Origin of the sequence: Streptomyces sp. D2-8 (genome assembly GCF_023184515.1) — a bacterium.
GTDB lineage: Bacteria > Actinomycetota > Actinomycetes > Streptomycetales > Streptomycetaceae > Streptomyces.
In genome coordinates this window covers 378,124-392,714 of record NZ_JAAHBP010000007.1, presented here as the reverse complement: position 1 = coordinate 392,714, position 14,591 = coordinate 378,124, and the positions used below count along the sequence as shown (strand labels likewise).

Annotated in this window: 16 protein-coding genes; 9 read left to right on the top strand and 7 right to left on the bottom strand. The window is 70.4% G+C overall.

The features are described from left to right. Window positions 1-76 precede the first annotated feature (76 nt). A complete protein-coding gene (locus tag G3I77_RS15515) occupies window positions 77-1,075 on the top strand; it encodes a glycosyltransferase family 2 protein (RefSeq protein ID WP_308311391.1) in 999 nt (332 codons plus the stop codon). A gap of 104 nt (window positions 1,076-1,179) precedes the next feature. Continuing rightward, window positions 1,180-1,734, top strand: coding sequence for a hypothetical protein (locus G3I77_RS15510; protein WP_248504138.1), 555 nt, complete (start codon window positions 1,180-1,182; stop codon window positions 1,732-1,734). 67 nt (window positions 1,735-1,801) lie between these two features. On the opposite strand, the gene G3I77_RS15505 is transcribed toward G3I77_RS15510, so the two are convergent. Continuing rightward, complete coding sequence (locus tag G3I77_RS15505) at window positions 1,802-2,713, bottom strand: alpha/beta fold hydrolase (protein ID WP_248504137.1); 912 nt, start codon at window positions 2,711-2,713, stop codon at window positions 1,802-1,804. 112 nt (window positions 2,714-2,825) lie between these two features. Here G3I77_RS15505 and G3I77_RS15500 point away from each other — a divergent pair, with 112 nt between their 5' ends. Next, window positions 2,826-3,446 (top strand): TetR/AcrR family transcriptional regulator, encoded by a 621-nt coding sequence (locus G3I77_RS15500; protein WP_248504136.1) that lies wholly within the window; start codon window positions 2,826-2,828, stop codon window positions 3,444-3,446. 20 nt (window positions 3,447-3,466) lie between these two features. After that, window positions 3,467-4,009: a GNAT family N-acetyltransferase gene (locus G3I77_RS15495; protein ID WP_248504134.1), complete on the top strand. Its 543-nt coding sequence runs from the start codon at window positions 3,467-3,469 to the stop codon at window positions 4,007-4,009. Between the two features lie 18 nt (window positions 4,010-4,027). On the opposite strand, the gene G3I77_RS15490 is transcribed toward G3I77_RS15495, so the two are convergent. The 3 genes from G3I77_RS15490 to G3I77_RS15480 are packed head-to-tail and all read right to left on the bottom strand — an operon-like array spanning window position 4,028 to window position 5,577. Further along, on the bottom strand, window positions 4,028-4,537 hold the full coding sequence (locus G3I77_RS15490; RefSeq protein WP_248504132.1) for a DUF2165 domain-containing protein: 510 nt from the start codon (window positions 4,535-4,537) through the stop codon (window positions 4,028-4,030). Between the two features lie 45 nt (window positions 4,538-4,582). After that, window positions 4,583-4,768: a DUF397 domain-containing protein gene (locus G3I77_RS15485; protein WP_248504131.1), complete on the bottom strand. Its 186-nt coding sequence runs from the start codon at window positions 4,766-4,768 to the stop codon at window positions 4,583-4,585. Continuing rightward, window positions 4,765-5,577: a helix-turn-helix transcriptional regulator gene (locus G3I77_RS15480; RefSeq protein WP_248504130.1), complete on the bottom strand. Its 813-nt coding sequence runs from the start codon at window positions 5,575-5,577 to the stop codon at window positions 4,765-4,767. The genes G3I77_RS15485 and G3I77_RS15480 overlap by 4 nt, the downstream gene beginning before the upstream one ends. Before the next feature lie 113 nt (window positions 5,578-5,690). Between G3I77_RS15480 and G3I77_RS15475 the strand changes: the two genes are divergently transcribed. The 4 genes from G3I77_RS15475 to G3I77_RS15460 all read left to right on the top strand — a co-directional run bounded on the left by G3I77_RS15475 (window position 5,691) and on the right by G3I77_RS15460 (window position 9,004). Then, window positions 5,691-6,140, top strand: coding sequence for an ATP-binding protein (locus tag G3I77_RS15475; RefSeq protein WP_248504129.1), 450 nt, complete (start codon window positions 5,691-5,693; stop codon window positions 6,138-6,140). Window positions 6,141-6,149: 9 nt separating this feature from the next. Continuing rightward, the gene (locus G3I77_RS15470; RefSeq protein ID WP_248504128.1) at window positions 6,150-6,761 is read left to right on the top strand and encodes a hypothetical protein; all 612 of its coding nucleotides are present in this window, start codon (window positions 6,150-6,152) and stop codon (window positions 6,759-6,761) included. 11 nt (window positions 6,762-6,772) lie between these two features. Beyond that, window positions 6,773-7,678, top strand: a complete 906-nt coding sequence (locus tag G3I77_RS15465) for an amidohydrolase family protein (protein WP_248504127.1) — start codon at window positions 6,773-6,775, stop codon at window positions 7,676-7,678. Between the two features lie 207 nt (window positions 7,679-7,885). Beyond that, window positions 7,886-9,004 (top strand): ADP-ribosylglycohydrolase family protein, encoded by a 1,119-nt coding sequence (locus tag G3I77_RS15460; protein ID WP_248504126.1) that lies wholly within the window; start codon window positions 7,886-7,888, stop codon window positions 9,002-9,004. Window positions 9,005-9,197: 193 nt separating this feature from the next. On the opposite strand, the gene G3I77_RS15455 is transcribed toward G3I77_RS15460, so the two are convergent. After that, window positions 9,198-10,772: a sodium:solute symporter family protein gene (locus G3I77_RS15455; protein ID WP_248504125.1), complete on the bottom strand. Its 1,575-nt coding sequence runs from the start codon at window positions 10,770-10,772 to the stop codon at window positions 9,198-9,200. A gap of 162 nt (window positions 10,773-10,934) precedes the next feature. Continuing rightward, window positions 10,935-11,720, bottom strand: a complete 786-nt coding sequence (locus G3I77_RS15450; RefSeq protein ID WP_248504124.1) for an SDR family oxidoreductase — start codon at window positions 11,718-11,720, stop codon at window positions 10,935-10,937. Between the two features lie 85 nt (window positions 11,721-11,805). Here G3I77_RS15450 and G3I77_RS15445 point away from each other — a divergent pair, with 85 nt between their 5' ends. Continuing rightward, a complete protein-coding gene (locus tag G3I77_RS15445; RefSeq protein WP_248504123.1) occupies window positions 11,806-12,645 on the top strand; it encodes a hypothetical protein in 840 nt (279 codons plus the stop codon). 3 nt (window positions 12,646-12,648) lie between these two features. Here the strand turns inward: G3I77_RS15445 and G3I77_RS15440 are convergent, their stop codons facing one another. Further along, on the bottom strand, window positions 12,649-14,535 hold the full coding sequence (locus tag G3I77_RS15440; protein WP_248504122.1) for an MFS transporter: 1,887 nt from the start codon (window positions 14,533-14,535) through the stop codon (window positions 12,649-12,651). Window positions 14,536-14,591 lie beyond the last annotated feature (56 nt).

Below are 14,591 nucleotides of genomic sequence, written 5' to 3'. Positions count from 1 at the left end.
CGGTCAGGCGCGCTCATATCGCACTATGTCCGACTGTGTGAGGTGCTGACTGTGTGAGGAACCGGTCGAGTGAGGAGTGGTCGTGGAACCGACGATCGCGTGTGTCGTGCCGTGCCACAACGAGGAGGCGGCCGTCGGCAAGGTGGTGCGCGACCTGCGCGCCGCCCTCCCCGAGGCCGTCGTCTACGTGTACGACAACGCCTCCACCGACCGCACCGTGGAGGTCGCCCGGGCGGCCGGCGCGATCGTCCGGGAGGAGACCCGCAAGGGCAAGGGCAACGTCATCCGCCGCGCCTTCGCCGACGTCGACGCCGACGCGCTGCTCATCATCGACGGCGACGACACCTACGACGCCTCCCGCGCCCGCGACCTGGTGGACCTGCTCTTCGAGGGACCGTACGACCAGGTCGTCGGAGCCCGCAGGGTGACGGTCGACGGGGCCTACCGGGCCGGGCACGCGGTCGGCAACAAGCTGCTCACCGGGGCGGTGCGGTCCCTGTTCGGCAACGACGTGACCGACATGCTCAGCGGCTACCGGGTCTTCTCGCGACGCTTCGTGAAGTCCTTCCCGGCGCTGGCCCGGGAGTTCGAGACCGAGACCGAGATGACGATCCACGCGCTGCACCTGCGGCTCCCCACCGCGGAGGTGGTCGTGGACTACCGCGTCCGGCCCGCCGGCGGCGAGAGCAAGCTGCGCACCTACCGGGACGGCTGGCGCATCCTGCGGGTCATCCTCGACCTGGCCCGGCGCGAGCGGCCCTCGCTGGTCCACACCGTGCTCGCGGGCGTGCTCGCCCTGGTCTCGGTCATCCTCGGCATCCCCGTCATCGCCGACTTCGTCGAGACGGGCACCGTGCCCCGGGTCCCCACGGCGATCCTCGCCGCCGCGATCATGACCATCGCGGCGCTCGTGCTGCTCGTGGGCTACATCCTGGAGTCGCTCATGCACATGCGCCAGGAGCAGACCCGGCTGGTGCACCTCTCCTACCCGGCCCCGGTCCGGACCCCGCGCTACACCGCCCGCGGCGCCGGCACGGGCCCGGTCCCGGTCCGCAAGACCGCCGGGGGTCCCTGAGTCGGCCGGGGGCCCCTGAGGCACCGGGGGAGCGGCGGGCGCGCAGTACGATGATCGGAACCCCGTTGCGGTGCGGGGTCCCGTGACTGAGGAGATGCGTGCCGGTGCCTGCCCGACTTCCTTCGTGGGCCTGGGTGACCGGGCTGACCGTGGGAGCGATAGCCGCGGTGACGGTCCTGGGCGTACAGGCGGACCGGGGCTCGCACCCCACCGCCACCTCCGCCAAGCCGAGCAGCACGGCCTCGGCGCAGCCCACCCCCACGGCGTCGGTCCCGGCGCGGGTGCCCGCCGGCTCCGGCACCGGCCGGCGCATCGTCTACTCCCTCGGCGAGAAGCGGGTGTGGCTGGTCGACGCGAGCGAGGCGACCCGCCGGACGTTCACCGTCTGGCCGGGCACGGTCAGCCCCGACCCGGGCAGCTACGCGATCTCGTCCCGTAACGAGGCCACGACCGGCTCGGACGGCGTCCAGATCGAGCACATCATGTACTTCGCCGCGCGGGACGGCGTCTCCGTCGCCTTCTCCAACGCGGTCGACGGATCCTCCCCGCCACCCGCCGCCTCCGGCGGGAAGACCGGCGGGGTCCGGATGAAGAAGGCGGACGGCACGGCACTGTGGGCGTTCGGCACGGTCGGTACGACCGTGACCGTGGTCAAGTGACGTGCACCTCGGGTTGAAGCCCGAGGATTCCGGCCTTCTCGATTCCGGCCCGTCGGCGTGGGAGGTCTCAGTCGACTGAGGCCATGAAGTTCAGCATCCTGCGGTTGATCTCCTCCGCGTGGTCGATCTGCGGCCCGTGGCCCGTGCTGGAGATGATCTCGGCTCGGGCACCGGGGACCAGGCGCGGCACGCGCTCCGCCTGCCGCTGCGGGTGCACGAGGAGGCTTCGCCTGCCGAGCACCAGATAGAGCGGAGTCCGGATGGTGGACAGCTCCTCCTCGGACAGGGGAAGCGGCGCTGGGCGGCGTATGCGGTAGGCGCGAACGGCCGTTCTGATCATCGCGCGCAGTTCCGGCACGACCAGGACCGGCTGTTCGAGCCAGGCCGCCAGCCGCGGGCGGAGCGCCTTGGGCGCGAAGGTCGCGAAGAGGCTGGCGAAGATCCAGACGAAGAAGCGCAGCCCCACCTTCTCCAGGCCGCCGGGGTCGAGCAGGGTGACCGAGGCGAGGCGACCGGGCCTGCGGTGCGCCTGGTTCAGGGCGAGCCAGCCACCGTAGGAGGAGCCGACGAGGTGGACGCGGTCGAGTCCGAGCCCGGCGAGCGTCTCGTCCAGCCACTGCGCCGCGCGTTCGGGCTGGTGGATGGGTTCGCGCTGCACGCTGCGGCCGGGATCGCCGGGGGTGTCGATCGCGTAGACCGGGCGGTCCGCGCTGAGGGCGGGGGTGTTCGGGTACCACATGGCGGAGCAGGAGCCCGCCCCGTGCACCAGGACCACGGGAGTGCGGGATCGGGCAGCCTGGCTCGCGGGGCCGTAGCGGTAGACGTGCGTGGTGCCGAAGGACGTCTCCACGTCCTCTTCCGCGAGCGCGGGCGTCCCCAGTGCGTAGACCGCATCGCAGGCCGTGAGGTAGCGCTCCCGCCAGGCATCGCTCACATAACGGCCGACATCGGCCCGGGTTCGGGCAGCGGTCTCGGGCATGGCCACCTCCGGCGTCTCGGTTTTGTGATACGAACGTACCATGAAGCTGGTACAGCTGTACCATGAAAGCCTGTGGGGGCCGTAGCAGGAACGACGAGCGGAGAACCGGCCGATGCCCAAGCGCGTTGACCACGCAGAACGGCGCACCGAGATCGCCGAGGCCCTCGTCCGGGTCGCCGGCCGACGCGGGCTGCATGCCGTCGGGATGCGCGATGTGGCGGCGGAGGCGGGCGTATCACTGCGGCTGGTGCAGTACTACTTCCAGACCAAGGAAAAGTTGCTGTTCTTCGGGCTCGAGCTGCTGGCGGAGAGATTCGGGGAGCGGGTCTCCGCCCGGGTACGGGCCGCCGGGGACAGCCCGGGTCCGCGCGCTGTGGTCGAGGCGCTGCTGATGGCGGCGCTGCCGACGGACGACGAGAGCCGCACCTTCCACCACCTCTACACTTCCTACGCGGTTCTGGCCGTGAACGACCCGGCGCTCGCAGCCCAGCCCTTCATCAGGAACCCTGATGCCGCCGAAGACGCCCTGACCGAACTCCTCCGGCAGGCGCAGGAAGCGGCACTGCTCGAGCCCGGTGTGGACGCACGGTTGGAGGCAGCCGGCCTGCTCGCCATGTCCGCGGGACTCGGCACCGGCATCCTCGTCGGCCAGCGCAGCCCGGAGTCCGCGACCACGGTCCTGGGCCACCACCTGAACCGGATCTTCCGCACCGGTGAGGCGGTCTCGACATGAGTGACCGGAGCCCAGCGGCCGTGGAGCTGAAGACCGCCCGGCTGTCGCTCAGACGCCCGACCGCGACCGATGTCGACGCGATCTTCGCCGTCCACCGTGACCCTGAGACCTGTGCCCACAACCCGTCCGATGCGCTCGCCCGGTTCGAGGAAGCAGAGGCGCTCTACCAGCGTTGGGACGACCAGTGGCAGCAGTACGGATATGGATACTGGGTCGTCCGGCACCACGGCTCCGCTCAGCAGCTCGGATTCTGCGGCATCAAGCCCATGGAACTGCACGGGACCCCGGTCCTGAACCTCTTCTACCGATTCGCCACCTCAGCCTGGGGTCAAGGCTTCGCCGGTGAAGCCGCAGGCGCGGTTGCCACCTGGGCATCCCGTCACCTGCCCGAACTCCCGCTGATCGCCCGCGTTCGACCGGCCAACGTTGCTTCCCAGCGCGTGGCGATACGCGCCGGGCTCAGCCGAGCACGGCATCTCGACACCGAGGGATATGACGGCTTCGACTGGATCTACATCTCCGAGATCCAGACGAAGCCTGCCAGTCCGATGCAGTGCGAATGAACCCGGCAGCGGCAGCGCTCAGGAGGCGGGTGTCTGGGCCCGCGGGGACGACAGCTGGTTGACGATCAGTACGACCCCGCTGAACAGGAAGATGCGGGTCGCCGCGTCCAGCCCGTTCCAGCTCTTCGACTGCCACATGGAGAACCACTCACCGCCGATCGCGATGAACCCGGCCCCGAACAGCAGCATCACCATCAGCAGCCCGTACGTGGACATCCGCCGGGCGCGCAGGTCATCGCGTCTGGCCCACAGCCAGCTCCCGTATATGAGGACCAGCGCGGCGACGGTCTCCCAGACGATGATCCCGACGTAGGCGGCGTCCTGCAGCCCCTGACTCGTGACGGCCCGCCACATCAGGTCCTCGTCCTTGAACGTGGTGTCCATCGCCAACACATGCCGGACGAACTGCTGGTTGGTCCCGAAGTCGGTGATGTTCCCGAACGCGACGAGCGCCATGTAGAGGGCGATGGTCGCGGTGAGCAGGGTGGCGGCGAGCGACAACGTGCCGCGTGATGTGGAGGTGGCCATGCCGATCATTCTCCCCGCGCACGGCCGTCCGGTGTACCCCGCCCGTCAGCGCCCTGCCGCCAACTCCAGGAAATCGGCCCAGACTTCAGCGGTGAAGGCCAGCCGGGCGCCGTCCTTGTCCTTGGAGTCGCGGATGTGGATGGTGGGGTGCGCTATCGCGATCTCGACGCAGTCCGGTCCGTCGTTGCCGCTGTAGCTGCTCTTGATCCATGTCAGCGGGGTGGGCGTCATGTCTCTTCTCCCAGCACTTTCTCGATGAAGGTGAGCGAATCACGGGGCGAGAGGGCCTGCGCCCGGATCATGCCATAGCGCATATCGAGGATCTGGACCTCTTTCGGATCACTGATCACCCGGTCGTACAGCTGGCTTTCCGTGTGGCCGAGTGCCTTGCCGTCCTGGAGCTTCAGCAGCCGGAACGAGCCCATCACGGCCGCGTGGTCCTCCCTGCTCATCGGCATCACCTGGATCTCCACGTGACGCAACTCGGCTACCTCCAACAGGTGTTCGAGCTGACGGCGCAGCACCATTTTGCCCCCGAGGGGCCGCCGCAGTGTCATCTCTTCCTGGACAAAGGTGACCAGGGGGCGGGGCACCCGATCGAAGACCTCCTTCCGTGCCATGCGCGCGGCCACGTGGCGCTCGATCTCGTCCTCGGTGTAGGCCGGCCGCCGCATCGCGTACAACGCCTGGGCGTACTCGGGCGTCTGCAACAGCCCGTGGATGTGCAGGGCGGCGTAGGCGCCGAGTTCGACCGCTTGGTCCTCCAGCTTGGTCAGGTCCCGGACGGTTTTCGGATACCGAGCCCTCTCCACGTCCTCCTTCATCGCGGCGATCTTGCCGCCCGCGCCGAGTACCTCATCCGCCTTGTCGAGAAAGTCCGGCTTGGGAATCCGGCGCGCCCGCTCCACGGACGACACCATCTCCTCCCCGTACCCGATGGCCGAGCCCAACTCCGCCTGTTTCCAACCCGCGGCCTCGCGCCACATCTTGATCTGCCGTCCGACCGTCCTGAGCACGGCCGCCGCTTCCTCGTCCTCCACGCCTTCCCCTCCTGACGTACGAGCCGTACGACCTCGCCGCGCGTCCGGACAGTCACGCTCCGTACCGAGGTCGTTGCTGTTCAGAGTAGGGACGGGCGACCACGCTGGGTGACATGAGTCAGGAATCCCTAGCCGAAATCACCACCCCCGTACGTCACTTCACGATCCAGCTGTCCGCCACTCGAAGAGGTGCTCGACTGGCCCGGCTGCTCACCGAACGCCGGCTCGACGAGTGGGGCGAGTCGTACGACGCCGCCGCGCAGGTGGTGGCCGAGCTCGCCTCGAACGCGGTGCTGCATGGTCGCGTCCAGGGCAGGGATTTCCGGCTGGCCCTGAAGCTGCACGCCGACCGCACGCTCCGTATCGAGGTCACCGACGCCCGGGGCGATCGCGTCCCGCGGTTGTCGGTGCCGGTCGCGGACAACGCGGAGGGCGGGCGAGGGCTGCGGATCGTCTCGGCGTACGCGCACCGCTGGGGTGTGGTGGAGACGCCGGCCCACGGCAAGACGGTGTGGGCCGAACTAGCCCTGGGGCGACAGGACTTGTCGGGCCCCGCGGTCTAGGGTGATCCGATGGACGTGGGGGCGGTCTTGATTGCCGTGGCCGGTGTGGCGGGGACGCTCGGGGGTGCTCTGCTCACGCAGCGCGGGGCCGAGAAGGCCAAGCGGCGTGAGCTGGAGATGGCGCAGGCGCTTCAGGAGGCGCGGGAGAGCCGTGAGTTGCGGCGGAGCTGCTATTCGGGGCTGCATCGCGATGCACGGCAGTTCTGTACGGCGCTCAGCCGGCATCTGTACGTCATGCGCGACCGTACGCCCGGTGACGAGGACATCCAGGCCCTGGAAACCGCGAAGGACACGTACCGCGACCGCTGGTCCGAGGCGCTGATGATCGCGCCGGATGGTGTGGTCGCCCCGGCCCGGGAGGTGAACGGCGCCCTGAACCGGGTCTACGGACAGGTCAAGCGCCTGGAGCAGGAAAACCCCCGGCCCGGCGAGACGCTGCGGTCGGCGGCCGAGGCGCAGCACGGCGTCTGGCCGCTGATCGCCGGCATGCGGGAGGCGATGCGCCGGGATCTGGGCGTGACGGAGGACTCCGGAGCCGATCACGCGGCGGAGACACCCTCCTACTACGGTGACTCCACCGCCCTGCTCCGCGACTTCGGGGAGCCGGATCGCACCCCGTGACGGAGATCGGCATGAGCGAGCACCGTAGGGCAACCGCCCGGCCTGAGGAGGCCGGTGAGGTTCGGCGGTTCTGGGGCCGGCTCGGTCTTCCCGGGCTGATCGACGTCCACACCCACTTCATGCCCGAACGGGTCCTGCACAAGGTCTGGGACTACTTCGACACCAACGGGCCACTGATCGGCGGGCTGCAGTGGCCGATCACGTACCGGAAGCAGGAGGCCGAGAGAGCGGCCCTGCTGCGGGACTTCGGCGTCCGGGCCTTCACCGCGATGCTTTACCCCCACAAACCGGGCATGGCCAGGTGGCTGAACGGATGGGCGGCCGACTTCGCCCGCCGCACCCCCGACTGCCTGCACACCGCCACCCTCTACCCCGAGCCGGACACCGGTACGTACGTCCGTGAGGCCGTCGAAGCGGGGGCGCGCGTGTTCAAGGCTCATGTGCAGGTGGGAGCGTACGATCCGGCCGACGAGCGTCTCGAGCAGGCGTGGGGAGTGCTGGCCGAGGCCGGGATACCCGTGGTGATGCACTGCGGCTCCGGACCCGCGCCCGGCAAGCACACCGGCCCCGAGCCCGTCGCGCGGCTGCTGGCGCGGCACCCGAGGCTGCGGCTGATCGTCGCGCACATGGGCATGCCCGAGTGGGAGGAGTTCCTCGACCTCGCCGAGCGGTACCACGAGGTGCGGCTGGACACGACGATGGCGTTCACCGACTTCACCGAGGGCTTCATGCCGTTCCCGCGCCGGGCCCTGCCCCGGTTCGCCGCGCTCGGCGACCGCATCCTCCTCGGCTCCGACTTCCCCAACATCCCCTACCCCTACCTGCACCAGCTCCACGCCCTGGAACGTCTGGGCCTCGGCGAGGACTGGCTCCGGGCCGTGTGCCACGACAACGCGGCCGGTCTGTTCGCCTTGTGAGCTGCTCGCGCACTTCATCGCCCGGCGCCGCCACGGGAAGTACGGCGAGATGCTGCGAGCCGCGGGGATCACCTGGCCGCGGACCTGAGGCCGCCGACCGGGACCTCCCGACCGCACCCCCGCACCGTTCCGCCCCTGAACCCGCCGTTCCCGTTCGATTACAGTGCTCGCTGTCGTACGTATGGACGGTGCCCAGGGGAGGTCTAGGTGGGTGCGACTGCCGGCGCCGTCTGGGGCCGTACGGAGCAGCAGGACTTCCGCAGCCGGGTGCGCGGGACGCTGCTCGGCGTGGCCGTCGGGGACGCGCTGGGGGCGCCGGTGGACGGGCTGGGGATCGACGCGATCCGGGAGGCGTACGGGGCCGAGGGGCTGCTGGACCTCGCCCCCGCCTACGGCCGGCGCGGCGCCGTCACGCACCTCACGCAGCTGACCCTGTTCTCCGTGGACGGGCTGATCAGGGCCCAGGTGCGGCGGGACACCGGCGCCTGGCACCCGCCGACCGACCTGCACCGGGCGTACCTGCGCTGGGCCGCCACCCAGCGGGACTGGGGACCCGACGAGCGCCGCAAGGAAGACGGCTGGCTCGCGCGGGAGGAGTGGCTGTACGCGCGCCGCGATCCCAGCCGCGCGCTGCTCCTCGGGCTCGGCGACGAGACCATGGGGACCCCGGACGCGCCCAAGAACCTGGGCGAGGCCGGGCCCGAGGCCGCCGCCCGGTCCGCGCCGTTCGGGCTCCTCGTCGGGTGGGAGCCGCAGCTCGTCGCCCAGCTCGCGGTGGAGTGCGCGGCGCAGACCCACGGCCATCCCACGGCCTGCCTCGCGGCGGGCGCCTACGCCGTGATCGTGCATGCGCTGGCCCTCGGCGAGAGCGTCGACGGTGCGGTGCAGCGGGCCTTCGCCCTGCTCGCCGCCCGCCCCGGGCACCAGCCCGTGGCGGAGGCGCTGCAGCAGGCGCTGGGCGCCGTGCGGCAGGGCATGCCCGGGCCCGAGCGGGTCGCCGAGCTGAGCGGGGCGGGCACGGCGGAGGGGGTCGTCGCCGCGGCCGTGTACTGCGCGCTGGTCGCCGCCGACGTCCGCCACGGCCTGTGCCTCGCCGTCAATCACGACGGCCCGTCCGCCGCCACCGGCGCCCTGACCGGCGGTCTGCTCGGCGCCCTGCACGGCGAGACGGCCCTCCCCCCGGCGTGGCTGGCCGAACTGGAGGGTCGCCCCACGATCCTGGAACTGGCCGACGACTTCGCCATGGAGATGACCCAGGGCCCGGCCCTGCACGGCCCGGCGGGCTCGTCCCCGGGCTGGCTGGCCCGGTACCCGCGCGGCGCGTAGGACACCCCGGCCCCGCGCCCCTTCCCATTGCCCACTCCCATGGCATGGGCACGTCACCGTACAGTGGTCGTTCCGTCACCTTCGGTCCACAGGATCCACACGGCCCGACGCGGGGATCACCTCTCCGTGGCTGCTCCACCGGGTCTCGTCCGTTCATCCCCCCCTCCCGCATCGCGGCTCGCGGGAGAGGCAGTCAGTCCTTCACCGTCGCGCGCACGGCGGTGTCCTCGACACCGCCCGCCGGCGCGGGTACGGCAGCCGCGGCGGCCCCGTCCCCGTCCGTGTTGATCCGCTCGATGATCGCCAGCCGCTCCGGGGTGTCCTCCGGCCGGATGTAGCCGACGAGGATGTAGAGGACCAGGGAGACCGCCAGCGGGATCGACACCTGGTACTGGAGGGGCACCCCGCCCTCGACGTTCCAGTTGACCGGGTAGTTCACGAGCCAGAACGCGAGCAGGCCCATCGACCAGCTGACCAGCGCCGCCGTGGGGCCGGAGCGGCGGAAGGCCCGCAGCAGACCCAGCATCATCGGGATCGCCATCGGCCCCATCAGACCGGCCACCCACTTGATGACGACCGTGATGATGTCCTTGAACGCGGGGGAGTTGACCTGCGTCGCCGCCGCCATGGACAGACCGAGGAAGACGACCGTGGCGATACGGGCGACCCGCAGGCCCTGGCTCTGGTTCCAGGTCCGGGCCCTCGCCCAGATCACCGGCGCGCAGTCCCGGGTGAACACGGCCGCGATGGCGTTGGCGTCGGAGGAGCACATGGCCATGGTGTGCGAGAAGAAGCCGACGATGACCAGGCCCAGCAGGCCGTGCGGCAGCAGCTGTTCGGTCATCAGGGCGTAGGAGTCCGAGCCGTCCGGCTTCTGCGACTCGACCAGCAGCGGGGACATCCACATGGGGAAGAACAGGACCAGGGGCCAGACCAGCCAGAGGATCGCCGAGAGGCGGGCCGAGCGCTCGGCCTCCTTGGCGTTCGGCGTGGCCATGTAGCGCTGGGCCTGGTTGAGCATGCCGCCGTTGTACTCGAAGAGCTTGATGAAGAGGAACGCGAGCAGGAACACCGTGCCGTACGGGCCGACCAGCGGTTTCTCGTGGCCCTGGAGCTCGGGTGAGTCCCAGACGCCGAAGAAGCCGCCGTGGTCGTCGAGGCGTACGAACACCGCCGCGAACATCGCGATGCCGGCCAGCAACTGGATGATGAACTGGCCGAGTTCGGTCAGCGCGTCCGCCCAGAGGCCGCCGATCGTGCAGTAGATCGCGGTGATGCCGCCGGTGATGAGGATGCCCTGGTTGAGGGAGATCCCCGTGAAGACGGACAGCAGTGTGGCGATCGCCGCCCACTTCGCGCCCACGTCCACGATCTTCAGGAGCATGCCGGACCAGGCCAGCGCCTGCTGCGTCTTCAGGTCGTAGCGGTTCTTCAGGTACTCCAGCGGGGAGGCCACATGGAGCCGGGAGCGGAGCCGGTTGATGCGCGGGGCGAACAGCTTCGACCCGATGGCGATGCCGAGGGCGATGGGGAAGGACCAGGTGACGAACGACGTGACGCCGTAGGTGTAGGCGATGCCCGCGTACCCGGTGAACATCACCGCGCTGTAGCCCGACATGTGGTGCGAGATGCCGGAGAGCCACCACGGCATCTTGCCGCCGGCGGTGAAGAAGTCGCTGACGTTGTCGACGCGTTTGTGCGACCAGACGCCGATCGCGACCATCACGGCGAAGTAGCCGATGAGCACGGCCCAGTCGAGCCCGTTCATGAATCCCCTTCCACGGTGCTGCCGCCAGGGTCAGGCATGTGAACTCTGGGTTCGGTGACGTGCGCACGGCAAGCAAGAGGAAGGTCAAGAGACCATAAAATAGTTCGGTGAGGTGACCTCAGTTTATGTATATGAACGGGAGGGTGTGGCTGCGGATCCCCTTCAGCGCATCAGCTCACCCGCGTTCACCAGCAGCGACTGCCCCGTGATCGCCCGCGCCCGGTCCGACGCGAGGAACACCGCCGCGTCCGCCACGTCCCGGTCCGTCGCCAGCTCCGGCAGCGCCATCCGGTCCGTCAGCCTGCCCAGCACCGCCGCCTCCGACACGCCCTCCGACCGGGCCGCGAACCGCACGTACGCCTGCACCGGTGGCCCCCACATCCAGCCGGGCAGCACGGTGTTGACCCGGATCCGGTGGGGCCCGAGCTCTCGCGCGAGCGAGTACATCGCACTCGTCAGCGCCCCCTTCGACGCCGCGTACGCCGCCTGCCGCACCTGGGACGGGGCCGCCACCGCCGACTGCGTCCCGACGAACACGACGGATCCGCCGCCCTGTTTGAGCGACGGAAGACAGGCCCGGGTCATCCGCAGCGTGCCCAGCAGATTCACGTCCACGACGGACCGCCAGGACTCGAAGTCGGCGTCCTCCAGCCCGCCGAAGTAGCCGTCGAGCGCGGCGACATGCACGACGGCGTCGATCCCGCCGAACCGCTCCCGTGCCACCTCCGCCAGCGCCTCGCACTGCGCCTCGTCGCAGATGTCCGTGGCCCGGTACGCGGTGCGCGCCCCGCCGGGGTCGAGCTCGGCGGCCGCCTTCGCCAGGCTCGCCTCCGTACGGGCCCCGAGCACGGCACGCCCGCCGTCCCGCACGACGGCCGCCGCGACCTGCCGGCCGAGCCCGGCCCCGACCCCCGACACGACGACCGTCTTCCCCGCGAGCAGTGACATGGCGAGACCTCCCCGGACCCGGACCCTGGCGTTCTATCTGACGGAGCGTCAGAGTATGAGCGAGCCACCGACGAAGGGGAAGGCCATGAGCGAGGACACCCGCAGCGAGCTGTACGCCGAACTGGCCGCCGTCGGCCCCTACGGCACCCACCCCGGGCACGCCCTCATCACCATGGTCGAGCCGCATCCCGGCCACGAGTACGCGTACAACCGCTGGTACGAGGACGACCACTACTACGCCGGTGCGATGGCCATGCCCTGGATGTACGCGGGGCGCCGCTGGGTGGCGACGCGGGACCTCCAACTCCTGCGCTACCCGGAGAAGTCGGCGATCGCCCAGCCGGTCACCGCCGGCTGCTACCTCTCCACGTACTGGATCACCGCGGGCCGCTACGACGACCACATGCGCTGGACGGTCGCCGTCAACAAGCGCCTCAACCGGGACGCCCGCGTCTACCACGACCGCACGCACGTCCTCACGGCGTTCCAGAACCACGAGGCGACGGTGTACCGCGACGGAGCGGCCGGCCCTCGCGACGTCCACGCCCTCGACCACCCCTACGCGGGCCTGGTCCTCCAGGTCGTCGAGTCGGACACCCCCGAGCAGCGCGCCGAGCTCCTGGAGTGGCTGCGCACCCGCCACCTCCCCAGGCGCCTGGCGGGTTCCCCGGCCGCGCTGGTGACGCTCTTCCGCCCGACCCCGCTCCCCGGCGACCGCATGACCTACGTCAAGCAGGTCGAGGGCGTCGACACCCGCCTGACGCTCCTGTGGTTCCTCCAGACGGACCCGAGGGAGTGCTGGGACCCCCACTTCACGGACCTCGACGCGGCGGTGACGGAGTCGGGCCTGGGCAGGGTGGAGCTGGTGGCCCCGTTCATTCCGACGGTGCCGGGCACGGACCGGTACGTGGACCGGCTCCGCTGAGACTCAGCGCAGTTCCTCCGGGCACGGCGTGCCCCGCGGCAACTGGTAGGGCGCCGCCAGACGGTACGTGCCGGCCTTCGGGGCCAGCAGCTCCGTCCACTTGTCGCCGTGGGCGTCCTCCTCCGTCTCCGCGAGGCAGCCGTTGACGTTCACATACGTCTTCGGCTCGCCCTCGGGACGGTTCAGGGACTCCTCCGTCTCCTGGGGCGGCTTCAGGCTCTTGCCCTCCGTGTCGACGATGCTCAGCCACGGCGAGTACGGGATGCGGACCAGGATCCGGCCCGCCTTCTTCACCCGGAGGACCATCTCGCCCTGCTCGGCCCGGTCGACCACCGCGTTCGGCTCGGCCAGCGGGGTCGGGGCGGTCACCTTGAACAGCTGCCAGGTGGCGTTGCCCCAGATCTGGGTGAGATACGGCAGCCCGCGCTGCACCAGCGCCCGCTCCCGCTGACCCCCGTCACCGTCCGGCTCGCCCTTCGGCAGCACGACGTAGTGCACCGCCCAGCGCTTCAGCCACTCGTGGTAGTTCGCCGAGTTGAGGGTGTCGTCGTAGAAGAGGGGGTTGCGCTCCATGTCGGCCTGGCGGTTCCAGCCGCGGGCCAGATTGACGTACGGGGCGAGCGCGGAGGCCTCGCGGTGGGAGCGGGCGGGGACGACCTCGACCCGGCCCTTCTCGGCGCCGACCTCCTGCAACTCGTTGACGAGCGGCGCGAGCTCACGCGACCAGGACGCCGCCGGGGCCGTGTGCACGATGTCGTCGACCGTCTTGAAGCCGATCCACACGCCGAAACCGCAGAGCGCCACGACGAGCACGTACCACTTGCGGCTGCGCGGCACCGTGAACGGCAGCGCGGCGACCAGCGCGACCCCGGCGAACAGCATCGCCAGCCGCGTGATGTTCGAACCGATCTGGGAGCTGATCAGCCACACCAGCACGACCCCCAGGCCGTACACGGCGGCCGTGAGCCGGACCGTCTTCCACTCCTGGGGGACCGTCAGGTAGGCGAGGACCGAGAACGCGAGCGGCAGCAGCACCGAGCCGATCATCATCGGCTGCGTGCCCGAGAACGGGAACAGCCACGCCGACACCGCCACCACCGCACTCGGCGCCAGCCCCAGCGCCCACGCGCCCGGCCGTCGCTTCTGCAGGAACAGCGCCACCGCCACCAGGCCCACGAACAGGCCCGCGACCGGCGACGCCATGGTGGCCAGCGCGGCCAGCGGCGCCGCGCTCAGGGCCTTGGCCCAGCGCTTGTACCGCCACCGGTACGGCCAGCAGAACACGACGGCGACCGCGCCGAGCGCGAACATCATGCCAAGACCGAACGTCACCCGCCCGGACACCGCGTTGCAGAACAGCCCGAACACGCCCGCCATCGACGCCCACAGGGGGTTGAGCACGGAGCGGCTGCGCAGGAGGAGCAGGGTCAGCAGACCGGCCGAGACCGTCCCCGCGATCATCATCGTCGTCCGCACGCCGAGCACCGACATCAGATACGGCGACACCACGCTGTACGACACCGGGTGCATCCCGCCGTACCAGGCGAGGTTGTACGCCGAGTCCGGGTGCCGGCCGACGAACTCGGCCCACGCGTCCTGCGCGGCCAGGTCGCCGCCGCTGTTCGCGAACGTGAAGAACCAGAGGATGTGCAGCGCCGCGGCGAGGCCCGTGACGGACAGGACCGGGTGCCGCAGCATGCGCTCACGGAGCGCCAGCACGGGGGCCGGCCACTCGAACCGCGAGCCGTTGTCACGGCCGGGTGTGCCGGTGCCTTCCGCCGTGCTGTCCTTCGGCGCGTTGTCTTCCGGTGCTTCGGGCAGGCTTATTCGCGGGCCTGATACCGAGCCCGGTTCGGCGTCGTCTGCGCGTGTCGGCTCCGCAGTGGCCACTCGAAGGCACTCCCCGTGTCCCGTCTTCACTTCTCAGCTTCCGCTGCATGCCGCCG